This is a genomic window from Pelagicoccus sp. SDUM812005, from assembly GCF_031127875.1.
Taxonomy (GTDB): Bacteria; Verrucomicrobiota; Verrucomicrobiia; order Opitutales; family Opitutaceae; genus Pelagicoccus.
Genome location: NZ_JARXIA010000029.1, coordinates 45,017 through 71,515, shown reverse-complemented (window position 1 = coordinate 71,515; position 26,499 = coordinate 45,017). Strand labels below are relative to the sequence as shown.

Sequence of the window (26,499 nt, the reverse complement as noted above, 5' to 3'; positions counted from 1 at the left end):
GAGTGGTGAATTGGTTGGATCTTGCACTGCGGCGCGTCGCAAGCGACGGCCCTACGAGGAGGGACGCCTTCGTTATGGCGAAGGGGCTTCGTCGGGTTGGTTTTCAGGGCTGGTGGTAGGTGGGCATCGCTCCGATGAGCAAGGTAGCGTTTGGGTGAATGGGGGGATTGGTAGGAGCTTGCGCTGCGGCTCGTCGCATGCGACGGCCCTACCGTGGCGGGTCGAAGGGGGGAGTTTGGGCTTTGCGAGGATGGGCCTTGCGGCGAGCCCGGCGGTCTCGCCCTACCGTGGTGGGGCGAAGAAGGGGAGTTTGGGCTTTGTGGCGTGCCCGGCGGTCTCGTCCTACCGTGGGGGGCAAGGAAGGGGAGGATGGGCTTTGCGGCGAGCCCGGCGGTCTCGACCTACCGTGGGGGGCGAAGAGGGGGAGTTTGGGCTTTGCGGCGTGCCCGGCGGTCTCGCCCTACCGTGGTGGGTCAAGGAAGGGGAGGATGGGCTTTGCGGCGAGCCCGGCGGTCTCGCCCTACCTTTTGAATTTACAATCTTCGGGGGTTCGGCAAAGGCCGGGCCAGACTTAGTTTATCAGCACGTAGCTCCACTTTTCGTCGAGCTCGGCTTTTGCTTGCCGTTGGCGCGGTTGCGGTAGGCGCGGGGGATTTGGGGTCAGTCTTGCGAGAAGAGTCCGAGGCGGTGGGCTTTGTGGATGGCGGAGGGGGCGTTGGGGACGTTGAGCTTTTCGTAGATGTTCTGGATGTGCTCGCTGACGGTGTAGATGCTGATTTCCAGCTGGGCGGCGATTTGCTTTTGGGCGAGGCCGTTCGCGATGAGGGTGAGGATCTCTAGCTCTCGTTTCGAGAGGCTTTTGGTCTGGGTCTCGGGTTTGGCGAGCTTTTGCTGGAGGGTGTCGAGGATGAAGCGGGCGAGGTTGGGGTCGAGGGTAGCGCCGCCTTCGCGCACGTGCAGGATGCCGTGCATGAGTTGCTCGATGGAGGAGGCTTTGAGCAGGTAGCCGGCGGCGCCGCGTTCGATGGCGAGCAGGACGTCGGCTTCCTTGTCGGATTGGGTAAGGACGATGATGTCGGCGTCCGGGGCTTTGGTTTTGATGAGGGGGATGGCGTCGAGGCCGGAGATGCCGGGGAGGTTCAGGTCGAGCAGGATGAGGTCGGGAAGTTTTTCGTCCAAGGAGCGGAGGGCGATCTCCGCGGTGCCGAACTCGCTGGCGAGCTCCATGTCCTCGCGCTCTTCGAGGGCGTAGGCGATGCCCTTGCGGTAGGCGGGGCTGTCTTCGATGAGCATGACGCGTAGCTTCTGGTTCATTTCGTATTCGGTTTTTGGAAGGGCCAGGGGCGGGTTTTGAGCGTGAGCTTGATTCGGGTGCCGCCTACGGGCGGGCTTTCTACGGAGAGTTTCGCTTTGAGCAAGCGGGCGCGGCGGGCGAGGGAGGGGGGCGGAGCGAGGGAGCTTTTTTGGCTGAGGCCGAGTCCGTTGTCGTAGACGCTGAGCTGGATTTCCTTGGGAGTGGCGGAGAGTTGGGTTTCGGCCCGGGTGGCGCCGGAGTGGCGGATGATGTTGACGAGGCATTCCTTGTAGAAAAGGAAGAGGCTGATGCGCTTGCGTCGGCTGAGGGCGAGCAGGGTGGCTTCGTTTTCGAAGGTGGCTTCGTGTTTGAGGTCGGTCAGGAGCCGCTCGGCGGTTCGCTTCATTTCGGCGGGTAGGTTTTCGTAGAGCTCTTTCGATTCGAGCATGTGGGTGGTGTAGCGGGCGGTTTTGCCGGCTTGCTCGGTGAGGGAGCGCATCTCTTCGACGAAGCGGACGAGCTTGCGCCATTTGCTGTCGCTTCCGGATTTGGCGACTTCTTGCTTGGCGAGGTCGGCGAAGAGGCCGATGGCGTGCAGGTCGGCTCCCAGCTCGTCGTGGAGGTCGGCGGCGATGTGTTGGCGGGTGCGGATGACGGCGCGTTGCCGGAGGACGATGCCGACGAGGATGGCGACCACGGTGCCGACGGATAGGAGGGCGACGGTCCAGGCCAGGAGTTGCAGGAGGGTTTTTTGGCGTTGGTAGCGCTGGTTGAGTTGGGCGAGCACGAGGGGGCGTTCCGCCTCGAGGTCGTGGCGGCGGGCCAGTTGGTTTAGCCAGTCGCGTATGGGGAGGACCGTGCCGAAGTAGTTGAGCCCGTCGGTCATGCGATGGAAGGTGATGGGGTTTTGGGTGAGGTTCGCGGTGGCCGAGATGGGGGCTCCGACGGCGATGTTGCGGCCGGCGGACAGGACTTCGATTTCGGTGAAGGCGATGCTGGGGCGCTCGGTTCCCGGCGGGACGATGGGGCGGTGGTCGAGGAGGGTGATGCGGATGTAGCGAGCGAGCGTTTCGGGGAAACGCTGCATGATGATGGGGCCGGTATCCTCGATGGAATGCTGTTCGTGCTCGAAGAGCAGGGTTTCGTCGGAGAAGTCTGCTTTGGTGGCCCCGGTGAGTCGAATGTGCCGCGGGACTCCCCAGCTATTGAGGTAGCTCATGGGAATGGAGAGGGCGGTGAAGGCGGTGTGGAGGTTGATTTGGTTGATGGGGTAGGCGTCTTGCAGGTCGAGCGTGAGGGCGGGGGGCGTATCGAGCCGGTCGTTGACGAATACGAGTTGGGTCTGGCTGCGATCGCCGTATGCGGCGTCCATGAGGTAGGGGGTGAAGCCGTCGGTGAGGAAGGCGGCGGATTCGCGGGCCCGGCGGGAGCCCGAGTTTTCGATGGCTACCTCTTTGTGCAAGGCGAGGTTCTCCTCTCCGCTGAAGACGAGAATTTCGGAGAGCTGGAGGCTGTAGTTGGTGTCGCCGATGTCGGGCGTGTACTGGGAGACGTCGATGCGTACCCACGATGCCTCTACGGCTGGGAAGGAGATGCTGAGGGGGGCGATGCGGGGAAGCAGGGGATCGTTTTCGGTGAAGGCGGCGAGGGGGCGCTCGGCGTTTCCGATGCCGGCGACCACGGTGAAGGCGCTGGGAAATCCTTCGGAGCGGATGCCCGCTTGGGAATCTCGCCAGAGGGAGGGGACGAGGATGACCTGGTCGATCCGCTTGGTTTCGCCGAGCTCGATGCGGATCGACTCCTGCGCCTCTGGCTGGAGGTACTTGTGGGAGCGGTAGCCGGCGGCCCCGGTTCCGCCTCGCAGGCTGTAGCGGGCGAGCTGCTCGAGTTCGGCGTCGATGTGGATGAGTCGCTCTTCCAGCTGGGAGAGGGAAAGGGCAGCGAGGGAGTCCGCGTCTGCGGCGGCCCGGCTCGGAAGGCTGGCGAGGAGGGATGCTGCTAGCAGGAGAACGAAATGGAAGTGGGGAAGTCGCACAGAGGGAATCTATTTTCAGGAGGGCTCTCTTTATGGGGGGCCGGGCCGTTGGCTCTGATTATGCATTTTTGTGGGCGTTTTATCCACCCCCTACAATGTGGGGGTTGTGAGTTGTGTTCGATTGTGGGATGATGGGAACGATCCCTAGCAATGCGAGTTGCTTTGTTGCCCCCCGAAATGAAACCGAACCCGAAGGTAAAGCCTTTAACGGCGCTTGGCCCAGCGCTGCTCTTTGTGCGTGATGGCATGGCGTCTGTCGCCTTCGCGGCAGGGCGGCGGGGCTCGAAGTTCACCCCGGAGCGCTTACCTGAATCTGAGAGAGTCCCTTGTAGATGAAGAAATCGAACGTTAAGAAACTGTTGGCGATCGGCCTTGTGGCGGTCGCTACCTTGCAAGTGGCCGCGCAAAAGGAGGCGAGGCCGAATGTCGTCTATATCCTCGCTGACGACCTTGGCTACGGCGACGTGCAGTGCCTGAATCCGGAGCGGGGCAAGATCGCCACGCCGCATATGGATCGGCTCGCGGCCGAGGGGATGACGTTTACGGACGCGCACACGACTTCGTCCGTTTGCACGCCTACGCGCTACGGCATTCTGACGGGGCGTTACAATTGGAGAACCAAGCTGCAGCGGCATGTGCTCGATGGATACGGTCAGCCTTTGATCCCTACGGATCGCATGACGGTGCCGAGCTTCCTACAGAAAAATGGATACACGACGGCGATGATCGGGAAGTGGCACCTCGGCCTCGGCATCCAGACCATTGACGGGAAGCCGGCCAAGCCAGCTGCTAACATCAGGAAGATCGAGCGGAAGGTGGCGCACCCGACGGAGGCGCTTTCCAATATCGATTGGAAGGGGACCATCGAGGGCGGGCCGGTCGATCTCGGTTTCGATTCCTGGTTTGGGATCACCGCTTCCTTGGATTTTCCGCCTTACGTCTGGATTCGCGACCGGAACTGGATCGCCGAGGGCACGCACGTGAAGGCCTTTCGTCGCCCGGGACCGGCCAGCGAGGACTTCGAAGCGGTGGAGGTTTTGGACAAGCTGGCTGCGGAATCCGTGTCGTTCATCAAGACGTACCAGAGCGATAAGCCCTTTTTCGCCTACATCCCGTTGCCGTCGCCCCATACGCCCATCGTGCCGACGGACAAGTGGAAGGGCAAAAGCGGGATTTCCGACTACGGAGACTTCGTGATGCAGACCGACGACTTTGTCGGGCAGGTGGTGAAGGCCTTGGACGAGAGCGGGCTTTCGGAAAACACGATCGTGATCGTCACTAGCGACAACGGCTGTTCGAGGGCTGCCAAGTTCGACGTTTTGGAGAGTCACGGGCATTTCGCCAGCGCCCAGTATCGCGGTTCCAAGGCGGACCTTTGGGAGGGCGGGCACCGCGTTCCCTTCCTCGTGAAGTGGCCCAAGGCGATCGAGGCCGGCAGCGTTTCGGACGTGCTCACTTGCCAGACGGACCTGATGGCGACCCTTGCCGATCTGCTGGGGAAGGAATTGCCTCCCGATGCGGGGGAGGACAGCGAGAGCATTTTGCCAGCGTTTATAGGGAAGCCGGTGGTCCATTCGAGGAAGGGCATCGTTCACCACAGCGTGAGCGGACACTTCGCCTATCGCCAGGGGAACTGGAAGCTATTGCTGGCGAAGGGGTCCGGAGGTTGGACGGCGCCAAACGAAAAGGCGGCTGCCGAGGTGGGCGCTCCTGTCGCCCAGCTGTACGACCTCGCCAAGGATCCTGGAGAAACGACGAATCTGTACGCGACCCATCCTGAGGTCGCGGAACGTCTGCTGGCCCAGTTGGAGGCGGACGTAAGTCGCGGGCGCAGCACGGCCGGACCGGCTGGTCGCAACGACGTGGACGAAATTGCGCTTTGGAAAAGCGGAAAGGAATGAGATCTAGAAAAATGGGCTATCTGAATAAAACAATAAAATGGCTTGTTGCCGGGCTGCTGTGCGGCGCTTCGCTGCATGCGTCGGACAAGCCAAATGTCGTATTCGTGCTTTGCGACGACCTGGGATACGGCGACGTGCAATGCCTCAACCCGGAGCGCGGAAAGATCCCGACCCCTGGGGTGGATCGACTCGCCAGGGAGGGGATGATCTTTACCGATGCCCACTCCGGCTCTTCGGTTTGCACCCCGACGCGTTACGGCTTGCTGACCGGGCGTTACAGTTGGCGGACCCGTTTGCAGCGCGGGGTGGTCCAAGGCTTTAAGCCTAACCTGATCGCCGCAGACCGTCCGACGGTGGCTAGCTTTTTGAAGGATCACGGCTACCATACTGCAATCGTCGGAAAGTGGCATCTGAATTTCCAATACGCGGATCCTGTCACTGGCGAGGTGCTGGAGCGGGAGGGAAGGAAGGCTCTGGCGCCGGTGGGCAGCAAGATCCCAGACGGACCCTTGACCCGCGGCTTCGATTATTTCCATGGCTTTCACCATGCGGGTGACATGAAGGGCGTGATCGAGAACGATACGGTCATCGCCCACGAAGATGAAATCCACATGCTGCCGCGGCTGACCCGCAAGGCGGTTGAGTATATCGATGGGCGGGCCCAGGCGGACAAGGATCAGCCGTTCTTCCTTTATGTGCCCTATGGGTCGCCGCACAATCCCATCGTTCCCACGAAGGAGTGGCAGGACAAAAGCGGCCTCAACGGCCATGGCGATTTCGTGATGCAAACCGATGATGGCTTTAGGCAGATCCTCGAGGCGCTCGACCGCAATGGGTTCGCCGAAAATACGCTCGTGATTTTCAGTAGCGATAATGGGACGTCGAAGGCGGCCAACATAACCGAGCTGCAGGAGCAAGGGTACTTCCCGAGCGCCCACCTGCGGGGCTCGAAGGCGGACCTTTGGGATGGCGGACACCGGGTTCCTTTCGTGGTTCGCTGGCCCGGGCAGGTCCGTGCCGGATCCCAATCGGATCAGCTGATCTGCCTGACCGATCTGATGGCAACCTGCGCTGAAATTCTGGATACGGAGGTGCCGGATGGAAGCGCCGAGGACAGCGTGAGCTTCGTCCCGGCTCTTAAGGGCAAGAAGATCGAATCCACTCGCGAGGGCGTGATCCATCACTCGTTCACGGGTCACTTCGCCTATCGCCTGGGCAAGTGGAAGCTTCTCTTGGCCAGAGGATCCGGAGGCTGGACGGCTCCGCAGGAAAAGGAGGCATTGGCCGATGGCAGCCCTGTGGCGCAGCTCTACGATCTAGAAAAGGACCCTGGCGAAACGAAGAACCTGTACGCGTCGCATCCGGAGGTGGTGGACCGGCTTCTTAAGCAGCTGGAAGCGGACGTCTGGCAGGGGCGGAGCACCGAGGGGCCTCCAGCGAAAAACGATATTGAGGAAATAGAACTTTGGAAAAGCGGAAAGAACTAGTCATGAAACGAACACTCGCATTTGGAACCGCAGTATTGCTGTTGGGAAGTCTTGAACTCAGCGCCGCGACGGAGTCGTGGTCTTTGGATACGCAAAAGGACTGGAGCAAGCAGCTGTCTAGCAAAGACGGCTTGGAGATTGCCGATGGCATGGTGTCGGCAAGCGGAAAGTCGGCCGTTTTGAGGAGCAAGGTGAAGCGCTTTGGCAAGAAGCGTCAGGCCGAGTCCCTCACGCTTAGCCAATCGCCCGTATGGGAAAACTGGAACCCGGTCGCGAATATCGGTCCCGAGAATCTGGGGGATGCTCCGGTGTTTTTGAGCATGGGCCCCGGCAACTACTGGATGTTTGGCCGCTATGGGGCCAAGAAGAACAAGGGCTTCGAGGCGGAGTCCGCCAGCTTGGAAGGTTTCGATGTTCCCTTGAAGACGACCCCGTATCCAAATGTTTACGACGCTCCGGGCGGATTGAAGAAAAGCGCGGGCGGCTACCATGCCTGGCAGAGCCGCGACATGGTCAATTGGGTACACCATGGCTCCATCACGAATACCAAGGGCAAATGGATGACGACCGCGGAATACGTCGACGGTAAGGCCTATTTTTATTACGATTTTCCCAATGACCAGGATCCGCACCTCATAATTGATGAGGACCTTATGGATGGCGAACTCGGGCAGGATATGGGGATGGCGTTCAAGGACCCGTCGCATGGATCCGACTGCGCCTTCATTCGCGATCTCGAGGGGAACTTCCACGTTATCTACGAAGACTGGAGTCCGATCGATGCGAGCACGCACGCTTGGGATTCGCCGCTTGCCGGGCACGCGGTCAGCCCGGACGGGAAGGGGAATTTCAAAATCCTAAAGCCGGCAGTCGACGAGCGCACGAAGCCAACCGGCAAGTTCGCGGAATACCCGCACCCGCATTGGCATGCGGACGATCCTGAGAATTATCCGGGAAAGACGGCACCGGTGGATGTGCCGCAGCACCGTATCAAAGCGGGGCAGACCCGGGCGTTCGGAACCTACGAAATCCACGAGCCCGAGCAAAACGCCTACGGAGACTGGGCTTCGATCGCGATCGGCGGACAGTATTACATTTTTGGAGACTTCGATCCCGCAGGGGGCCATGGGCGTGAGAGCATGAGCGTCGCCTGGTTCACTTCATCAAGTATCAACGAGCCTTTTGCGTTCTGTGGAAATATCGGCAGCGGCCATCCGGATCCGGATATCATGTTTGCCGAGGGCCAATTCTACTTGGCGACGCAAATGAAGACCGACTACGTGAGCCCCGGTCCTTGGGTGGACGGCGTGGACGCGCGCGTGGGAGTGGATACGGACAAGGACGGGAAGGTTGATGAATGGACGAGTTGGCAACGCGTGAAAGAGAGCTACGACCACATTCCCGGCTTCGCGAAGCAGGTGGCGAAAACGCCGGCCCAACTCGACTTGAGCTCCTTGCCGGCGGGTTACGGATTCCAGTTTGAAATCCGTCTGACGGATACGACGGAAAACAAGTCCAAGCCGATATTGGATAGGCTTGAGCTGCAGTTCCAGGACTAGCTGAAGCTATGATTCGCAATCGCTTCAAGCGCAGCGCCCTGCTGGCGTTCCTCTCTATGGCCTTCTCTGCCGCGATCGTGGCGGAGGAGGGGGCGGAGCCGGCGCCGCGTCCGAATATCGTATTTCTGATGACCGACGACCAGCGTTGGGATACGCTCGGTTGTTACGGTCGCACGGATGTGGTGACGCCGCATATCGATCGGCTTGCCGACGAAGGGGTGGTTTTCGACAATGCTTTTTACGCGGTAGCGATCTGCATGCCCAGCCGCGCCACCGTATTTACGGGACGCAACTTTTCGGACCATCAGGTGGGTTTTACGTATCCGCACAATCGAACGCTGCCGAAAGAGGAGTTCGCCCAGAGCTATCCGGCGCTGCTTAAGGATGCTGGATATCGGACCGGATTTATCGGAAAGTTTGGCGTGCGACTCGAGGATCTTCCGAGCACGGTGGCGGAACACTTCGACCTTTACGCGGGGATATCAACCACCAGCAAGAAGGGGCCGCATTTTCCGGCGGACGACGAGGCCTTGAACTACATCTACCGCAAGGACCGTGATCCCAAGGAGCGTACCTTGATCAAGGGTGATGCCATGATCCACTTTTTGAATACTCAGCCGGTGGACGAGCCGTTTTGCCTGTCCGTTAGTTTCGATGCGGTGAAGAACGATCGCGACAGCGATATGTATGGCCCTCACGTGGAGCTGTTTGAGGACAAGGAGATGTGGGTTCCCGAAAACTGGGTGGAAGGCAAGAGCGCTCGTTTGCCGGAGGTCCTGGACCACTGCCGCGGCACCTACCTGCATGTGGCCCGCACCTCGACGCCCGAGCTCTACCAAAAGCTGGCTCGCCGGTTTGCGACGCAGGCTTACACGGTGGACCAGCAGGTCGGACGTTTGATGTCGAAGCTGGAGGAGATGGGGGTCCTGGATAATACGATCGTGATCTATACCAGCGACAATGGACGTTTCCACGGTTCGCAGGGGCTTTACGACAAGGCGATCCTTTACGAGGAAGCGATGAAGCAGCCGCTGGTCGTCTTCGACGGCAGGGCCGCTAAAGAACTTCGCGGTCGCCGCATCGACGCCATGGTTTCGTCCGTGGACATTGCTCCAAGCATCCTGGCCCTTGCAGGGCTCGAAGCGCCGGAGGTCATGAAGGGACGGGATCTGTCGGGCTTGTTGGCTGGCACCCAGAATTTAGCGCAGTGGCGCGACGCGGTGCTGATGGAAAACTTCTTCATTCAGGAGCTGCATCGGGCCAGCGTGACCAAGCACCCCGATATTCCGGGGCTCAACGACGAACTTATCGCGGACAACCGTTCCTATCGCAGCCGTGGGCTGCGTACGGAGCGCTACAAGTATTTCAGTTACTTCGAGCACGATCCGGTGATCGAAGAACTCTACGACCTGGAGAAGGACCCGCACGAGCAGAACAATCTTGTATCCAATCCTGAATACGCGTCGCTCCTGTCGGAGCTGCGCGAGAAGACGGCCGCCCTCCATGCTGCGGCTATTGAGTGAACGATAATCTTATCAAGAAGCCTTATGAAGCTTAAGCAGATTTTGGTCGTGGTCCTCGGCCTGCTAGGTGTTGCTCTGAATGCGGCGTCGAAGCCTAATATCATCTTTATCATGACCGATGATCAGGGCTATGCCCCGGTTGGGGCGCATGGCCACCCTTGGGTTCGGACGCCAGAGTTGGACAAGATGCACGCGCAGTCCGTTCGGTTTGACCGTTTTATGATGGGCTCGACCTGCGCTCCGAGTCGGGCGGGCATTATGACGGGAGTTCACTCGATTCGAAACGGGGTTACCCATACCATTTATGAACGCGAACGACTCGATCTGAAGGCGACGACTATACCGGAGGTATTGAAGTCTGCCGGTTACACGTCTGGCTACTTTGGGAAATGGCATCTGGGCGATGAGGAGGCTTACCAGCCTGAAAATCGCGGATTCGACGAAGTGTTCATCCATGGTGCCGGCGGTATCGGGCAAGCGTATCCGGGGTCGTGCGCGGACGTGCCTGGCAACACTTACTTCGATCCGGTGTTCAAGCACAATGGCACCTTTGTGAAGACGAAGGGCTTTTGCACGGACGTTAAGTTCAAGGCGACTTTGGGCTGGATCGAGTCGGTCAAGGATTCTGGCCAGCCGTTCTTCGCCTATTTGTCCACCACTGCGCCGCATGCTCCCTTTATCGCTCCGCCGGAGTATCAGAAGCGCTTCGAGGATCTGGGGTTATCAAAAGGGACTGCCGGTTTCTATGGGATGATCGAGCATGTCGACGATTGCATGGGACAGATGTTTGAGCAACTGGAAGCGTGGGGCTTGTTGGAGAATACGATCGTCATCTTCACCTCTGACAACGGGATGACAAGTGGCGGCAGTGGATTGAAGAAGGGTGGCGAACGTCCCCCGGTGGAGCTCGGCAAAGATAGTGAAGGCAATCTGATGATGTCCTACAACGCGGGAATGAAAGGCCTGAAAAGCAGTGTCGACGAAGGCGGCGTGCGCGTGCCTTTCTTCGTGCGTTGGGATGGCGTGATCAAAGAAGGGCGAACTGTGGATACGGTGGTCAGCTATCTGGATATTCTGCCGACCTTGGCGGACCTTGCTGGAGCGGAACTTCCGACGACGCAGGCATTCGAAGGCAGAAGCCTTAAGCCCTTGATGCTGGAGAATAATCCGGCTTGGGAGGATCGCTATCTATTCCAGCATGTTACCCGTTGGAATCATGGGGACAATCCTGACAATTGGAAGTGGAAGAGGTACTCGGTACGCAATCAGCGTTTCAGACTCGTCGAAGGCGTGCTCTACGACATGGAGAACGATCCTGAGCAGAACGTTGATGCGACGGCTCAGTTTCCGGAGGTCGTGTCGGAGATGAAGCAGGCGTACGAGAGATTCTGGGATGAATCGCGTCCGCTGATGATCAACGAGAATGCGCCGTTGGCGGAGGAGAAACCGTTCCACGTTGATTACTACGCTCAGGAGAGCAGCTCCGGCATTCCCGATTGGCGGGCCCCTGATCTAAAGTGGGAGGAGTCCTATACCGGCGGTCCGACGGGGTGGGTGAAAAGGAAAGCTAGGAAGTGAAAATGAGGAGATATTTTATGAGTATGAAACTAACATTGTGCGCTGTTGCAGCGCTCGCAGGATCTCTATCATTCGCTCAGGCGAAGGTACCGGACCGGCCAAACGTCGTGATCCTTTATGCCGACGACATGGGAGTTGCGGATGTATCCTATGGCGATCCCGCGGCGAAGATCCAGACGCCGCATATTGATCGTCTGGCAAGCCAAGGCATGACCTTTTCCGATGGGCATAGCTCCTCCGGTATCTGCACGCCGAGCCGTTATGCGATGCTTACCGGACAGCACCATTGGAGGCGCTTTCATGACATCGTCAAAGCCTTCGGGGAATCGGTTTTCAAGCCGGGCGAGTTCACGATTGCCCGTATGTTCAAGGAGCAAGGCTACAATACCGGGGCCTTCGGCAAGTGGCATCTCGGCTGGGATTGGGATTCCATCCGCAAGCCCGGTGTGAAGAAAGCAGATATCGTGAAGGCGGAATCCTACGACTGGTCCAAGTCCTTTCGCGGCGGGCCCTTGGATCAAGGCTTCGACCACTACTTCGGAGATGGAACGATCAACTTCCCGCCGTACTGCTGGATCGAGGGGGATCGTTTTCTCACGATCCCGAGCAAGCCAGTAATCAAGTCGAAGCCGCTCGCCGGTGGAGGTGGATTTCGGCCGGGGCCCATGGCGGAGGGCTGGAATCCGTACGACATCTTGCCGACGATAACGGAGAAGACCGTCGAATGGATCGAGCAGCAAGATGGAGAAACGCCCTTCTTCGCCTATCTCGCGTTCAATTCGCCGCATTACCCGATCGTGCCGAACGAGGAATTTCACGGAACGTCGGAGGCCGGCTACTACGGCGACTTCGTCGTCGAAACCGACGCCATGGTAGGGAAGGTGTTGGCGGCCTTGGAGAGAAAGGGCTTGGCGGAGAATACCATCGTGATCTTTACGGCGGATAATGGAGCTGAGAAGCACGCCTTCCAGCGCTTGGAGGAATTCGACCAATGGAGCTCGGGGGAGTTTAGGGGATTGAAGCGCGATCTGTACGAGGGCGGGCACCGCGTGCCCTTTATCGTCAGTTGGCCAGGGCGGATTGCAGCCGGATCGCGTTCGAACGAGGTGGTGAGCCAAGTGGACCTGGCAGCGACGTTTGCGGAGATTATCGAGTATCCACTGAGCAATGACGTTGCGATTGATAGCTACAATCTTTTGCCCGTTCTGAAGGGTGCGGATTATTCGAGTCCGCTACGAACGGCTACGGTGCAGAATACGAATCCGGGAAGTTATGCCTTGCGACAGGGGGATTGGGTGCTGGTCGACCATCATTCGGGCGCCAGCCAGAAAGAGCCGGAAGCCTACCTCGAGCGCTTTGGCCTGACGACCTATCCAGAAGACGCGCCCGGGCTGCTTTTCAATCTGCAGGAAGATCCACGCCAGTCTGAGAATCTTTATGCGAAGTATCCGGAAAAAGCCTCGGCCATGCGGGCTCTTCTGCAGCGATACAAGGACGGGGAGCGCTGCGCTCCCGAAAGGCGATAAGCGGCATTTCAAAAACAATTAGATATATGCGAGTTGATACAAATGGTTTTAAGTCGTTCCTGTGCGCTTCCCTGATGCTTGGTCAGGCGGCGCTGGGCGCGGAAACGAGCGATGCGAAGGCGCCTTACGATGGAAGCTGGGAATCCTTGCAGCGGATGCCGGTGCCGGCTTGGTTCGACGACGGGAAAATCGGCATCTTCATTCACTGGGGACCTTACAGCGCGATCGGCTATCGCAAGGGCGGGCGCGGTTATGCGGAGCACGTTCCAAAGATGATCTATCGCGACCCGAAGCATTATTATCCCTATATGCAGGAACGCTGGGGCGCCACGCCTCCGGAATTTGGATACAAGGATATCATTCCGGAATTCAAGGCGGAGAAATGGGACCCGGAGGGCTGGGCAAAGCTGTTCAAGGAGGTTGGGGCTCACTATGTCGTGATGACGGCCGAGCACCATGATGGCTGGGCCAATTGGGATTCGGACCTGACGCCGTGGAACGCGGTGGACAAGGGGCCTAAGCGCGATCTGGTCGGCGATCTCGGGGAGGCTCTGAAGAGGGAAGGCCTCAAGTTCGCTCCCTCTTATCACCGGGAGCGTCACCAAAGCTTTTTCGCCAAGAAGCTCTACGTGGTGAATGCCGAGCCGCTTGACGATATCGTAGAGGAAATCAAGCGCGTCCCGGAGGCGGCTTCGTTGTACGGACCCTTTGGAACGACTAAGGAATTCGTCGACGACTACGTTGCCCGTTGGAAGGAGATCCAAGAAAAGTATAAACCCGATTTTCTGTGGATGGACGACTTCCCGCTCTACACTCGGGATGGCAACAATGTTCGGGCGGGTATCGCGAAGCCGGAGGTAAAGTACTTCGACGACCAGGTGCGCCAGATGATTACCGACTTCATGAACGACGGGGCAGCTCGCGGCGCCGCGGTTTATGTCAACAACAAGGGCGCGAACCGAAACTGGCCGGACGGAGTAGGGAACTTGGAGAAGGACAACCTCAAGCTGAAAGTCATCGGTCCGAAATGGCAGAGCTGCACGACCTTTGGCACTTCGTTCGGATATTTGGAGAACGATACCTACAAGTCGGTCGAGAGCGTAATCCACGAGATGATCGAGGTGATTAGCCGTAACGGAAATTTCCTGATTAACATTGGACCGCGGGCGGACGGAACGATTCCGGAACCTCAGGTGGAGCGCCTGCAGGCTATGGGCGATTGGCTCCGGACCAATGCCGACGCGATCTACGGCAGTCGCTATTGGAAAGAGAGCGAGCAGCTCGACGAGCGCTTGGCCTTTACGACCAATGGCAAGAAGCTCTACGCGATCAAGCTGGAGAAGCCGGAGGCTGAGTTTACGATAAAGGGAACGGCTGGCTGGAAGCCGCAGCAGGTCAAAGGCGTGCGCTTGCTAGGCTCCAAGGCCAAGGTGAAGTGGAAGATGACCGACGAGGGTCTGCGAATCACGCCGCCTTCGAAACTTGGAGAAAGCCAGTATGCCTGGTCCTTCGAAATCTTAACCGATGCCGAACAGCACCACCCCGCCGTGATCGAAACGGACGCGGAGAAGGCCCTGAAGGGAACGCGCAAGGTTCATTTGGACGGGAAGCTTTAGTAAGTTCCTAAGGCGTAGAAAGCGTATCGTTTGTATTATGTTGAAACCGCGACCTCTCTTATTGGGCATTTTGTTAGGCGGCGTCTTGGCTACAGGGCAGGCGGCCGATATATACGTCAGTCCCGATGGGGCGGACTCCTATAGCGGACAAAGTGGAGAGCCGCTCGCCTCCTTGGCGGCGGCCCAGCAAAAGGCGCGAAGCTATGCGGGGAAGGAAGCGGTAACGGTTCATTTGGCCGATGGTACCTACTACTTGTCGGAAACCTTGGTTTTTACTCCGGACGATTCCGGCTCTTCGCGCTATCCGGTCGTGTACAAGGCTCAGAATCGAGGCAAGGCGGTCCTGAGCGGGGGGCTTCGCCTGGAATTGCAATGGCGTCCGTATCGGGATGGCATCTTTCAGGCGGAGACGCCGGCGGGGCTGGAGATCGACCAGCTGTTCGTCGATGGCTCGAATCAGCGCATGGCCCGTTACCCGAACTATGACGCCAACAAGAAGACGGACGCCTATCAGGGCTACGCTGCGGACGCCTTTTCTAGGGAGCGGGCAGCGAATTGGAGCGAACCTGCGGGCGGCTATATTCATGCGATGCACCGATCCCGTTGGGGCGGTTACCATTATCAGATTACGGGGAAGGATGCCGAGGGCGAGGTGCGCTATGAAGGCGGTTGGCAGAACAATCGTCAAATGGGGATGCACGCGAGCCAGCGCATGGTGGAGAATATCTTCGAAGAGCTGGATGCGCCGGGGGAGTGGTTTCATGATGCCGATGCGGGCACCCTTTATTATATGCCTGAAGCTTCGACGGACTTATCCAAGGCGGTGGTCGAAGTCGTGCGCTTGCGGCACTTGGTGGAGATTTATGGGGATCTGAAGCAGCCCGTAGCTTCGATGACGATTCTAGATCCGGGCAACGAAATTGCCGGTTTGACTTTGGAAACGCCGGAAACGGCGAAGCCGGTACGCTGGATTCAGTTCAAGGGAATTCGCTTCGCCGGCGCGCGTCGCACCTTTATGGATACGCGAGAGCCTTTGCTGCAGAGCGATTGGGCGATTTATCGCGGCGGTGCGGTTCATTTGCGCGGGACGGAGCATATCCTTATTGAAGATTGCGATTTCGTGGAGCTAGGCGGGAATGCGGTCTTTGTGGATGCATACAACCGAAACGCTGTCATTCGCGGCAACTTGTTTAAGGACAACGGCGCCAGCGACGTGAATTTCGTGGGTTCGTTCGCTGCCGTGCGTTCGCCGCGCTTCGGTTATCTCACGATGCCGCATCCACTGGAAAGCGTGGATCGGGAGATCGGTCCGAAGACGGAGGAGTATCCGGCGGACTGTCTGGTGGAAGACAATCTCATGACGCGTTGCGGACGGGTTGAAAAGCAGAGTTCCGGAGTGAATATTTCGATGTCTTCCCGCATTACGGTGCGGCATAATACCATTTTCGATACGCCGCGGGCGGCCATTAATATTTGCGACGGCACTTGGGGTGGTCATTTGATCGAGTGGAACGATTGCTTTGAGACCGTGTTGGAGACCCACGATCATGGAGCTTTCAATTCCTGGGGCCGCGATCGCTATTGGCACCGGGCCGGTCCATCTGGGCCGAAGGACAAGGACGATGACGGGAAGCCTTTGATCAGCTATTGGATCGAGGAGGCCCCGTACGCGCCGTTCTGGGACGCCTATCAAACGACTACGCTGCGCCACAACCGCATGCAGTGCGATCATGGTTGGGATATCGATTTGGACGACGGGTCGACCAACTACGAAATCTATAATAACCTTTGCTTGTCCGGTGGCTTGAAGACCCGGGAAGGCTACAAGCGGATCGTACGCAATAATATTGTTCTGAGAGAAGGGTACACTTGCAACGTGCCGTACCCCAAGCCCACCCAGGACGTCTTCGAGTCCAATATAATGTGGGGAGGCGGGTATTCGGCTTCTAAGCCCCGACTTTGGGGCGGGGCGCGAAATAGGAATTTCATGCACAATCCTTCCAGCGAAGGCGCGGAGCCCTGGGTTGCTGGGCAAGCGAAAACGGGGGACGATGCGGATAGCCTATACGGGAACGCAGGCTTCATGGATCCCAGTGCGGGAGACTTTACGGTGGCCGATGATTCGCCGACTCTTTTGGTCGGCTTCAAGAATTTCCCGATGGAGGGATTCGGTGTGGTCTCCGAGCGGTTGAAGGCGTTGGCGGAAGAGCCGCCGCTACTTCTGCCGATCTATGTGGAGCCCAATACGGTTACCAAAGTGAAGCATGCCAAGGTGCTAGGCGCCCAGTTCAAGGCTTTGGATACGGAGGCGGAGCTGACCGCGACAGGCATGGATTCTCTCAGGGGAGTCTTGCTTCTCGCAGTGCCCAAGTTCTCTCCCATGGCTAATTACGGCTTTGAGAGCGACGATGTCGTGCTGGAAGTCGACGGGGCGAACGTCGATTCGAAGAGCTTTATTAAGGTGATGAACGGATTGAATCCAGGCCACCATCGAGCATCCGTCTGGCGGGGGCAGCAGTTGCATCGCTTTGAATTCGAAACCGGAAAATAGAAAATATGAAAATGAATTTGTTTCTATACGCAGCGATAACGCTGGCAGCGACGCTGGTATCAGCGGAGACGAAAACGCGTCCCAACGTCATCCTGGTCATGACCGATGACCAAGGGTACGGAGATCTGGGGTGTCATGGGAATCCGATTCTTAAGACGCCTGAATTGGATAAGCTGCACTCCGAATCGGTGCGGTTTACCGATTTCCATGTGAGCCCATTCTGCACGCCTACGCGGGCGGCCTTGATGACCGGGAACCATCCCGCCTATACCGGAGCGTTTCGCACCAGCTCGGGTCGGACCCTGATGCATCCGGACGAGAAGACCGTTGCGCACCTGTTTTCAGAAAATGGATACGCGACTGGGATGGTCGGCAAGTGGCATCTTGGCGATAACGCTCCTCACCGCCCGCAGGACCGCGGTTTTCAGGAGGTGCTTTGGCACCGCGCGGGCGGAGTCGGCCAAGCTCCGGATTACTGGGGCAACGACTATTTCGACGATACCTATGAACGCGCTTCGACTGATAACAAGAAGGGGACTTTCGAGAAATTCGAGGGGTACTGCACGGATGTCTGGTTTCGGGAGGGAATCCGCTTCATCGAACGAAACCGGGAACAGCCTTTCTTTCTCTACTTGGCTCTGAACGCTCCGCACGGCCCTTACCATGTTCCGCCGGAATGGGCGAAGCCTTACGAGGGGAATAAGGCAGTAGCGAATCCTAACTTTTACGGGATGATCGCCAATATCGATCATAACATGGGAATCCTGCGCGGGCGCTTGGAAGTGCTGGGACTGGCGGACGACACGATCTTGATTTTTATGACGGATAACGGAACCTCTGCCGGCGGGAAGTTCCGTGGCTTGGATTCCGAGCCTTTGGTGGGCTATAATGCAGGGATGCGCGGCAAGAAGTCGTCGGTCTTCGAGGGCGGACACAGAGTTCCCTTCTTCATCTATTGGCCGGAGGGCGGTTTGACCGGCGGAAAGGATGTGGACACCTTGGCTGCCCACATCGACGTGCTTCCGACCTTGGCGGAGTTGTGCGGTATCCAAGTACCGGATGCGTTCGATCTGGATGGCGTTTCCATTAAGCCGTTGCTCTACGGAGAGGATGACTCCTGGGAGCGGACTCACCATGTAATCCAGTATCATGGCGGCGCCTACGGTAAAGCCATGCCGCCGGGGCCTTTGGCTTACTCGGTCGTATTGAAGGATCGCTGGCGTTTGGTGAATTCCGACGGAGAGTATCTCTTCGACATGGAGTCGGATCCCGCGCAGCAGCGCAATCTGGCTGCGGAGCGACCGGAACAGGTGGAGAGCCTGCGCGCTTTATATTATCCGTTCTGGGAAAGAGTGTCGCCGCGAATGACGCCGGTGCGCATCGATATCGGCAACCCTGCGGAGAATCCGGTTTCGCTAAGCTCTCAGGATTGGCGTATGGAAAGCGGCAATCCGCCGTGGAATTTCGGTTCTATCAGGAAACTTCCCAAAGTGACGGGCCCCTGGATGGTCGATGTTAAGAGCTCGGGTCGCTATCGGATCACCCTGCGGCAATGGCCAGCCGAAGCGAATAAACCAGTAGTGGCGGTAAGGGCGAAGGTGAAGGTTTCAGGCAAGGAAATGGAGCTTCCGGTAAGCCCCGGCAGTAAGGGAGTTGTATTCGAATTAAACCTACCCTCAGGACCGACGGAACTGTGGACCTACCTCTACGACGAGAATGGCGAAGCGGGCGGGGCCTACTTTACGGAAGTGGAAGCACTTTAGCCTAAATTATTCATGACAATTCTGCTGCGCGACCACGAATCCCGCCCGGAAGTGGGGTTGCCTTGTTTCGCGACCGAAGCGGGTTTCAACCCAGCCTAGCCCGCGAACCAGCGTCAAACCCACTTCCGTACTGGGCTCGCGAACGCTCGCTACGAATCTCATGAATAATCCAGGCTAGCCCCTTATCGAAACGATTGATTTATCTATTAGTGTGTTATGAAGAAACCCAAGTCTCTCTTGTTGAGTGTTTTAATCGGTGCCGTCTTTTCTACGGGGCAGGCGGCCGATATCTACGTGAGTCCCGACGGGGCTGACTCCAATAGCGGACAGCGCGGCAAGCCTTTGGCTTCCTTGGCTGCTGCTCAGCAAAAGGCGCGGAGCTATGCGGGAGAAGAATCGGTGACGGTTCACGTGGCCGATGGGATCTACTACTTGCCGGAAACGTTGGTTTTCACTCCGGAGGATTCCGGAACCAAGATGTATCCGGTAACTTATCGAGCGGTGAACGAAGGGGGCGCTATCCTGAGTGGCGGTTCCGAGCTGGAGCTAAGCTGGAAGCCGTATCGAGATGGAATCTACCAGGCGGATACGCCTGCAGGTTTGCGAGTCGATCAACTGTTCGTAGACGGAGTTAACCAAAGGATGGCCCGGTATCCGAACTATGATCCGGTGAAGAAAGCCGAACCTTACCAAGGCTACGCAGCCGATGCGTTTTCGAAGGAACGGGCCGCTAATTGGGCGAACCCAGAAGGTGGATACATTCATGCGATGCATACCAAGCGCTGGGGCGGGTACCACTACCTGATTACTGGCAAGGACGAATCCGGAGAAGTGATCTACGAAGGCGGTTGGCAGAACAACCGAAAGATGGGGATGCATAAGGATTTTCGCATGGTGGAAAACATCTTCGAAGAGCTGGATGCTGAGGGAGAATGGTATCACAACTCTAGGAGCAATACGCTCTACTACAAGCCAGCGTCCGGCGTGGACTTGAAGTACGCGAAGTTTGAAGTGGTACGGCTTCGACATCTGGTAGAGTTCCAGGGTTCGGAGATGCATCCCGTCAAGCACATCACCCTGCAGGGTTTCGTGGTGCGGCATGCGGCCCGTACCTTCATGGATAGCAAGGAACCGCTCTTGCGTTCGGACTGGGCTATCTATCGTGGCGGTGCGTTCTTTCTAACGGGAACCGAGGATATCCAAATCCTCGATACGGAGTTCGACCAGGTGGGTGGAAACGCGATCTTCGTGAACAACTACAACCGAAACGTTTTGGTCAAGGGTTGCCACATCCATGATGCAGGCGCGAGCGGCGTGTGTTTCGTAGGCGATCCCAATGCGGTGCGAGACCCGCTTTTCGAGTATCACGAGACCAACGACTTGATGAAGGTTTCCCGGGAGCCCGGACCGAAGACGAACAATTATCCGGCGAACTCTGCAGTAGAGGATTGCTTGATCCATGGCATTGGTCGCGTGGAGCGTCAGCCTGCCGGAGTGCAGATCTCCATGGCGAAGGGCATTACGGTGCGGGACGTTTCCATTTACGACACGGCCCGGGCGGGCATCAATATTAGCGAGGGCACTTGGGGCGGTCACTTGATCGAGCGCTGCGACGTGTTCGATACGGTATTGGAAACGCATGACCACGGTTCTTTCAACTCGTGGGGTCGGGACCGTTTCTGGCACAAGGATCGCGACTATTCCCAGTCCGTGATCGACGAAGAGCCGAATTTTCCGTTTTTGGACGCGGGGGATACTACGGTGATACGCGACAGTCGCTGGCGTTGTGACCACGGTTGGGATATCGACCTCGACGACGGTTCTACAAACTACGAGATCTATAATAACTTGATGTTGAACAATGGCCTTAAGCTTCGCGAAGGCTTCCGTCGCTACGCTTGGAATAACATTACGGTAAACAATGGCCTGCATCCGCACGTTTGGTATCACGCCAGCGGCGACCAAGTTTTTTCCAATATATTTATGACTCCCCACAAGCCTGCTCGTATGGCGGAGGATTTCACGAAGGGCGGAACCCAGGTGGACCGCAACCTCTATGCTGCGAGCGAAGCGCAGGTGATGAAGGTGTCCAAGGTCCGAAACTGGGATAAGAATTCTATCTACGGGGACCCGATGTTCGTCGATCCGGCGGCTGGGGACTTCCGCGTGAAGGACGGTTCGCCCGCCTTGGCAATTGGCTTCAAGAATTTCCCAATGGATCAGTTCGGCGTGAAGAAGCCCTCCCTCAAGGCCATCGCTCGCACCCCGGTCATCCCGCAGATTCGGAAGTCCCAGGGTGAAATGGCAGGCGCCAGCACGGCTTGGATGGGGGCGGTCTTAACGGAACTCACCGGCGAGGAATTTTCCGCCTATGGGGTGAGCAAAGCCGATGGCGGCTTGGCCGTTTCGGGAATTGGTCCCATCGGTCCTGCGAAGAACGCGGGCTTGCGCAACGGCGACCTGATCCAGGCGGTCGACGGGCGCAAGACCAAGAACGTAAATCAGTTCAAGCGGGCTATCGCCGGTGCCAAGGGCGAGGTGGTGTTCAAGGTGGTGCGCAACCAGGAGTTGATAGAGTTGTCGATTAACTTATAGCGCGACGAGAAGGGCAACGCGATGCGTTGCCCTTTTTTTTGGTTCATCGCCAAAAGCATTGGGATAACAGTTTACCTGCAGGGCCGTCGCTGTGGGAGACGAAGCTTAAAGAGCGAAGGTTGCTTGCGACGTGCCGCAGATCCCTGCACTAATATCCTGCATTGCGGCGTGGCGCGAGCGCCAGCCCTACGCGCGAGAGCGTCTCCCCGCAAAAGGGTGATGAACTTTTTTTATAGATATCGAGGAATCTCCGAAACGAGTTCGAATGGAGGTTGCCGGTGAGCGGGGAACCGCTATGGTTGGCGACACGATTATGAAACGAATTTACGCCTTTTTGCTTTCTCTCCTTTTTTGCTTTGCGGCACTGCACCTGCAAGCCGATCCGGAAACCAAGAATGTTTTATTGCTCTCCGGGAAAAAGACCCATGGGTACGGGCACCACGAGTGCAATTCCGATATTTCCGTACTCGAGAATTTGCTACAGCGGCAGAGCAAGGCGCGCTTCGATACCCAGTTGTTTCTCGACGGGGCGTGGCCGGAGCCGTCGCAATTGGAGGAGGCGGATGCGATTGTTATCATATGCGATGGCGACGCGAATCACCTCTTGAAGGATCGCATGGATGAGTTTGACGCTCTCCAGGAAAGGAACAGCGATTTAGGTCTGCTTTTCGTGCATTATGCGACGGTGCCTTTCGGTCGGAAGGAGCCTGATTTCAAGGGAACCTACTTCAATAAATGGATCGGAGGTTTTTATGCGGGCGACAGCAAAAGCAAGACGCTTACCAAGTATAGCCATATCGAAGGCAAGCTTGCCGCGCATCCGGTCAACCGAGGCGTGGAGCCGTATCGAATCTTTGACGAAATCTATTATCGCATGGAGTTCGTAAAGGATATCGTACCGGTGGTCGTGGCCGAGCCTTTGGACGAGGTGCCGACGTTTCATAATCTGATCGAGCAAAAGCGCTTCGAGAAGGACCATTCGCTGGTAGCAAGCTTCGAGAGCGAGCGGGAGCGAACGATTTTCTGGAGCTACGAACGGGCAGGCGGCGGCAGGAGCCTGGGGACGACGCTCGGGCACATCCATCGGAACTTTTGGACGAACGAAGACATTCGCAAGCAGATGGTAAACAGCGTGGCTTGGATCTCGGGATTGGACGTCCCGGAGGAAGGCTTCGATGCGCTTGAGCTTACGGAAGAGCAGTTGAACTTGAACCACTCCGCGCCGAAGGCGAAGTAGGCATCGATGGTCGCGAAGAACAATGGGAGTTGCCCGAATCCGTATGGGGGCAACTCCGGTTGCATTCCAGTAGAGCGTTTTTCGTTTTGTGTGATGAGGGAAACGCGGCGTGCCCGGCGGTCCCGCCCTACCTTATGCGAATGATCAAACGATAAATGCTCTAGACTCCGGGGTCCGACTCGGCCGCTTGGTCGGCTGCTTGCAGGGTGATGGGCTTGTATCCACCTTTGGAACGGAAATAGAGCCCGATCAAGGCGAAGGCCACCAGCATGAGGAGGGGGAAGCTAAGGGCGGTGGTTCGGAGGGATTGGCGAGAGGCAGTGTTGATTGCTTCGCTGTATTCGCTGCCTAGGTTTGCAGTTTCCGCGGCCGCTTTCGCTTTTCCGCGGTCGATGGAATCGTAGGCCACGCCGAAGAAGGATGCTTCCGTCTTCGACGCTTCGTAGACGGAGGTCGATATTTCGCGTACGTTGTTGACGGTATGGTTGTCGCTGAACGCTCCCATGATAGGGGTGCCGATGATGCCGACCGACAGTAGTCCGATTGCGGATACGGTATTGAGGCTCAAGGCGCCGCCGCGTGGGTATTGTTCGGAAGCGAGGCCCAGCACTGTTGGCCAGTAGAAGGTTTGTCCCACGGCGTAGAGGATGAAGGCGAACCAGACCAGAGCTCCGGTGGATACGGACAGGGCCATCAGCCCGGCGAAGGAGAAGATGCTGCTGATCACGAGGATGGTAGGCGGCGAGAAGCGGGTGGTGAGATGGCCTGCCTGGAAGCGTAGGACCATCATGATGAATGCCGAAGCTACGATTGCCCAGCCGGCGGCGGCGCCCATGGTAGGCGTCATCAGTTCCTTGATCCACGCATCGGTTCCGAGTTCGGTGGTGGCGAGGGGGATCATCAGGACGCAGAGGATGAAGTAGAGCACCTTGCCCATGGATTTTGTGAAGATTCCGAAGACGGCGCCGATAAGGGCTCCGATTCCCAGGCTGATATAGATCAGGTTTTCTGGAGGCGGAACCTTGAGCAGGTAGTCGCAGATCACGCGGTAGATCTCGTAGGTGAGCAGGAAGGAGGCGATGAAGGCGCCGAGGAATCCGACTTCCTTGAGCATGTCGGCGTAGGGCACGTTCGCTTTTACCCGTTCGTCTACTGGAAACTTCGGTTTGATGAAGAGGTATCCATAAATCAAGGTCGGCACCAAGATCCAGAGGCCTTGGATGTGCCAGCCTAGGTCGGATAGGCCGGGAGTGAGCATTACGACTCCGCCCGCCACCAGTCCAGCCGGCCAGGCGGCGTGCAGGAAGTTCAGCATCTTGCTTTTCTGGTCGCTGTAGATGCTGGCGCAGACCGGGTTGATAACGGCTTCGATGATGCCGTGTCCGAGGCCGGCGCAGAAGGCGGCCCAGAAGAGGGCGTTGGGGCTGTCGGCGAGAAAGCTCAGGATTCCGGATACGGCTTGCAGGACGAAGGCGCAGTAGATGGAGGGCTTGTGTCCGACCTTGTCCACGATGAGACTGAAAAGAATCATGGTAACGGCGATCGGCCAGAGGGAGGCTCCGAAGATGCGTCCAACCTCGGCTCCGGTCAGGTTGAACTCGCTTTGCCACTGTCCGAGCACCATGACCCGGTAGGCGAATCCGACGCCGGCGGCTAAAAGGGCTAGGAAACTGGCCCAGAAGAGGACCTTTTTGTCGTGCTCGCTAATCATATCGTGTATTTAGGCATCCACTACGTGGGGTTCAGGGAAGCGGCGGCGTCGAGTCCCTTGGTAGGCGGGATTTTTCGCGGCCGCGGGGGCATGGGGGTAGCTACTGTCTGGACGGTGGCGGGGCAATGCGAATTGTCCAACCTACGTTTATCGGAAATCCACATGGAGGTATTGTCCGCTGGCTGTGGGAGAGCGGTTGAGGAGCGGGAAAGAAAAGCGAAACGTTGCCATTTTGTGACTCGCCATGTTGGGCTCTAGCCAAAAGGATTCGCGTCCCCCCACAAATGAAAGACTTGATTGAAAATGCTTGTTCGAAACTGGACGAAGTGAGGCGTTGCCTCTCCGAGGTCGTGGTTGGCCAAGAGGCCTTGGTTGACCGGCTGCTGCTGGCGTTCCTGTGCAATGGGCACGTGCTGATGGAAGGCGTGCCGGGCGTGGCCAAGACCTTGGTGGCGACCACCTTGGCGAAATCGCTGAAGGCGGACTTCAACCGCGTGCAGTTCACTCCGGACCTGTTGCCCAGCGACTTGGTTGGCAGTTTGGTCTATGATCCGAAGCAGCACGAGTTTTCGGCGGAGAAAGGGCCGGTATTCGCGAATATCGTGCTGGCCGACGAAATCAACCGCGCTCCGGCCAAGGTGCAGAGCGCTTTGCTGGAAGCGATGCAGGAGAAGCAAGTGACGCTGGGCAAGGAAACCTTTAAGCTGCCGTATCCGTTCTTGGTGCTGGCGACCCAGAATCCGATCGAGCAAGAGGGGACCTATGCGCTTCCCGAGGCCCAGGTGGACCGCTTCATGTTCAAGCTGAAGGTCGGGTATCCAAGTATGGAGGACGAGCACTTGGTGATGAAGCGTATGGCTCGAGCGGCGCCTAAGACTTCGGTCGAGCCGGTGATGTCGCTGCAGGAGATCGTGGAGATGCGCGGCCTGCTGGACGAGCTGTATATCGACGACAAGGTGGAACGCTATATTTTGAGATTGGTGGACGCGACTCGCAATCCGAGCCGTTACGGGCTGAAGCTCGACCGCTACTTGCGATTTGGGGCTTCGCCGCGGGCGACCATTAACCTCTCCTTGGCGGCACGCGGGGTGGCGATGCTCAAGCATCGGGATTTCGCCACTCCGGAAGACGTAAAGGAAATCGCTCACGACGTGCTGCGCCACCGCATGGCCATTTCCTACCGAGCGGAAGCGGAAGGGCTTAGCTCCGACGACTTGATCGATCGCATTTTAGCTGAAGTACCGATCGTCGAAGCATGACGCCCGATAGCGACAGTCGGCTCAACTTGCTGGAGCTGAAATGCCGTCGCCCGGTCGAGCACTTGCTCGCGGGCGAGTACCGCAGCGTGTTCAAGGGACGGGGGATCGAGTTCGAGGACGTGCGTCCTTACGCTCCGGGCGACGACGTGCGGGCTATGGACTGGAAGGTCACGGCTCGCACGGGCGTGCCGCACGTTAAGCGCTATGTCGAGGAGCGAGAGCAGTACTTTTTCTTGCTGGTGGACCTGTCGGCTTCCGCACTGAGCGATAGCGGAGGAACGAAGCGCAACACCTTGGTCGAACTCTGTTCCTTGCTGACCTTGGCGGCGCTTAAGAACAACGATCGCGTTGGACTTATCCTGTTTAGCGAGGAAGTGGAGCTCGTCGTGCCTCCCGGCAAAGGGCGACTGCATGGTATCCGAATCATGGATGCGGTGGCGACCTTTCAACCGAAGGGCAAGGGAACGAATTTGAGCGCTGCTCTGAACGCGTTGGGGCACTTGGCCCGCAAGCGCTCGGTGGCATTTCTGATGTCGGATTTTCTGGGAGACGGCTTCGAGGACGAGCTGCGCTCGGTTGCGTATTTACACGACTTGATTGCGGTTAGCTTGCTGGAGCCTCAGGAATTGAAGGTGCCGGATTGCGGTTTGGTACGTATCGAAGATGCGGAGACAGAGGAGGTTCGGGTGCTGGACTTTTCGAGCGGAGAGGCAGGCAGTTCCCGGTCGGAGGCGCTTCGGAGGCTGATGCTCGATTGCTCGGTAGATTTGGTGGAAATCGTGGCAGGGGAAGATTGCGTTGCAGCACTGTCCCAGTTTTTCCGTTCGCGGCAACGTCTGGTCGCAGATGAGACGGGAGGTTAGC

At 57.9% G+C, this 26,499-nt stretch carries 16 protein-coding genes; 13 read left to right on the top strand and 3 right to left on the bottom strand.

The genetic code is table 11. The features are described from left to right. Window positions 1-660 precede the first annotated feature (660 nt). Both QEH57_RS23110 and QEH57_RS23105 read right to left on the bottom strand, forming a co-directional pair. Window positions 661-1,314 (bottom strand): response regulator transcription factor, encoded by a 654-nt coding sequence (locus QEH57_RS23110; RefSeq protein WP_309009171.1) that lies wholly within the window; start codon window positions 1,312-1,314, stop codon window positions 661-663. Further along, complete coding sequence (locus QEH57_RS23105; protein WP_309009170.1) at window positions 1,311-3,329, bottom strand: histidine kinase; 2,019 nt, start codon at window positions 3,327-3,329, stop codon at window positions 1,311-1,313. Before QEH57_RS23105 ends, QEH57_RS23110 begins: the two co-directional genes overlap by 4 nt. Before the next feature lie 332 nt (window positions 3,330-3,661). Between QEH57_RS23105 and QEH57_RS23100 the strand changes: the two genes are divergently transcribed. The 11 genes from QEH57_RS23100 (at window position 3,662) to QEH57_RS23050 (ending at window position 22,665) form a co-directional block, all read left to right on the top strand. Further along, entirely contained in the window at window positions 3,662-5,230 is a 1,569-nt protein-coding gene (locus QEH57_RS23100) for an arylsulfatase (protein WP_309009169.1), read from the top strand. After that, window positions 5,227-6,717 (top strand): arylsulfatase, encoded by a 1,491-nt coding sequence (locus tag QEH57_RS23095; RefSeq protein WP_309009168.1) that lies wholly within the window; start codon window positions 5,227-5,229, stop codon window positions 6,715-6,717. Before QEH57_RS23100 ends, QEH57_RS23095 begins: the two co-directional genes overlap by 4 nt. Before the next feature lie 2 nt (window positions 6,718-6,719). Continuing rightward, window positions 6,720-8,276, top strand: a complete 1,557-nt coding sequence (locus QEH57_RS23090) for a hypothetical protein (RefSeq protein ID WP_309009167.1) — start codon at window positions 6,720-6,722, stop codon at window positions 8,274-8,276. Window positions 8,277-8,284: 8 nt separating this feature from the next. Further along, complete coding sequence (locus QEH57_RS23085; protein WP_309009166.1) at window positions 8,285-9,799, top strand: sulfatase; 1,515 nt, start codon at window positions 8,285-8,287, stop codon at window positions 9,797-9,799. Between the two features lie 24 nt (window positions 9,800-9,823). After that, complete coding sequence (locus QEH57_RS23080; RefSeq protein ID WP_309009165.1) at window positions 9,824-11,377, top strand: arylsulfatase; 1,554 nt, start codon at window positions 9,824-9,826, stop codon at window positions 11,375-11,377. 107 nt (window positions 11,378-11,484) lie between these two features. Beyond that, window positions 11,485-12,903, top strand: coding sequence for an arylsulfatase (locus QEH57_RS23075; protein WP_309009164.1), 1,419 nt, complete (start codon window positions 11,485-11,487; stop codon window positions 12,901-12,903). Window positions 12,904-12,929: 26 nt separating this feature from the next. Further along, on the top strand, window positions 12,930-14,519 hold the full coding sequence (locus QEH57_RS23070) for an alpha-L-fucosidase (RefSeq protein WP_309009163.1): 1,590 nt from the start codon (window positions 12,930-12,932) through the stop codon (window positions 14,517-14,519). A gap of 61 nt (window positions 14,520-14,580) precedes the next feature. Further along, window positions 14,581-17,070 carry a hypothetical protein gene (locus tag QEH57_RS23065; RefSeq protein WP_309009162.1) on the top strand — a complete coding sequence of 830 codons (2,490 nt, stop codon included), beginning with the start codon at window positions 14,581-14,583 and terminating at the stop codon, window positions 17,068-17,070. An 11-nt stretch (window positions 17,071-17,081) separates the two neighbouring features. Continuing rightward, window positions 17,082-18,833 carry an arylsulfatase gene (locus QEH57_RS23060; RefSeq protein WP_309009161.1) on the top strand — a complete coding sequence of 584 codons (1,752 nt, stop codon included), beginning with the start codon at window positions 17,082-17,084 and terminating at the stop codon, window positions 18,831-18,833. 240 nt (window positions 18,834-19,073) lie between these two features. Continuing rightward, the gene (locus QEH57_RS23055; RefSeq protein ID WP_309009160.1) at window positions 19,074-21,428 is read left to right on the top strand and encodes a PDZ domain-containing protein; all 2,355 of its coding nucleotides are present in this window, start codon (window positions 19,074-19,076) and stop codon (window positions 21,426-21,428) included. 313 nt (window positions 21,429-21,741) lie between these two features. Then, window positions 21,742-22,665: a ThuA domain-containing protein gene (locus QEH57_RS23050; protein ID WP_309009159.1), complete on the top strand. Its 924-nt coding sequence runs from the start codon at window positions 21,742-21,744 to the stop codon at window positions 22,663-22,665. 160 nt (window positions 22,666-22,825) lie between these two features. Here the strand turns inward: QEH57_RS23050 and QEH57_RS23045 are convergent, their stop codons facing one another. Beyond that, window positions 22,826-24,376 (bottom strand): MFS transporter, encoded by a 1,551-nt coding sequence (locus tag QEH57_RS23045; RefSeq protein WP_309009158.1) that lies wholly within the window; start codon window positions 24,374-24,376, stop codon window positions 22,826-22,828. Window positions 24,377-24,660: 284 nt separating this feature from the next. Here QEH57_RS23045 and QEH57_RS23040 point away from each other — a divergent pair, with 284 nt between their 5' ends. Then, entirely contained in the window at window positions 24,661-25,635 is a 975-nt protein-coding gene (locus tag QEH57_RS23040; RefSeq protein WP_309009157.1) for a MoxR family ATPase, read from the top strand. After that, a complete protein-coding gene (locus QEH57_RS23035) occupies window positions 25,632-26,498 on the top strand; it encodes a DUF58 domain-containing protein (RefSeq protein ID WP_309009156.1) in 867 nt (288 codons plus the stop codon). The genes QEH57_RS23040 and QEH57_RS23035 overlap by 4 nt, the downstream gene beginning before the upstream one ends. Window position 26,499 lies beyond the last annotated feature (1 nt).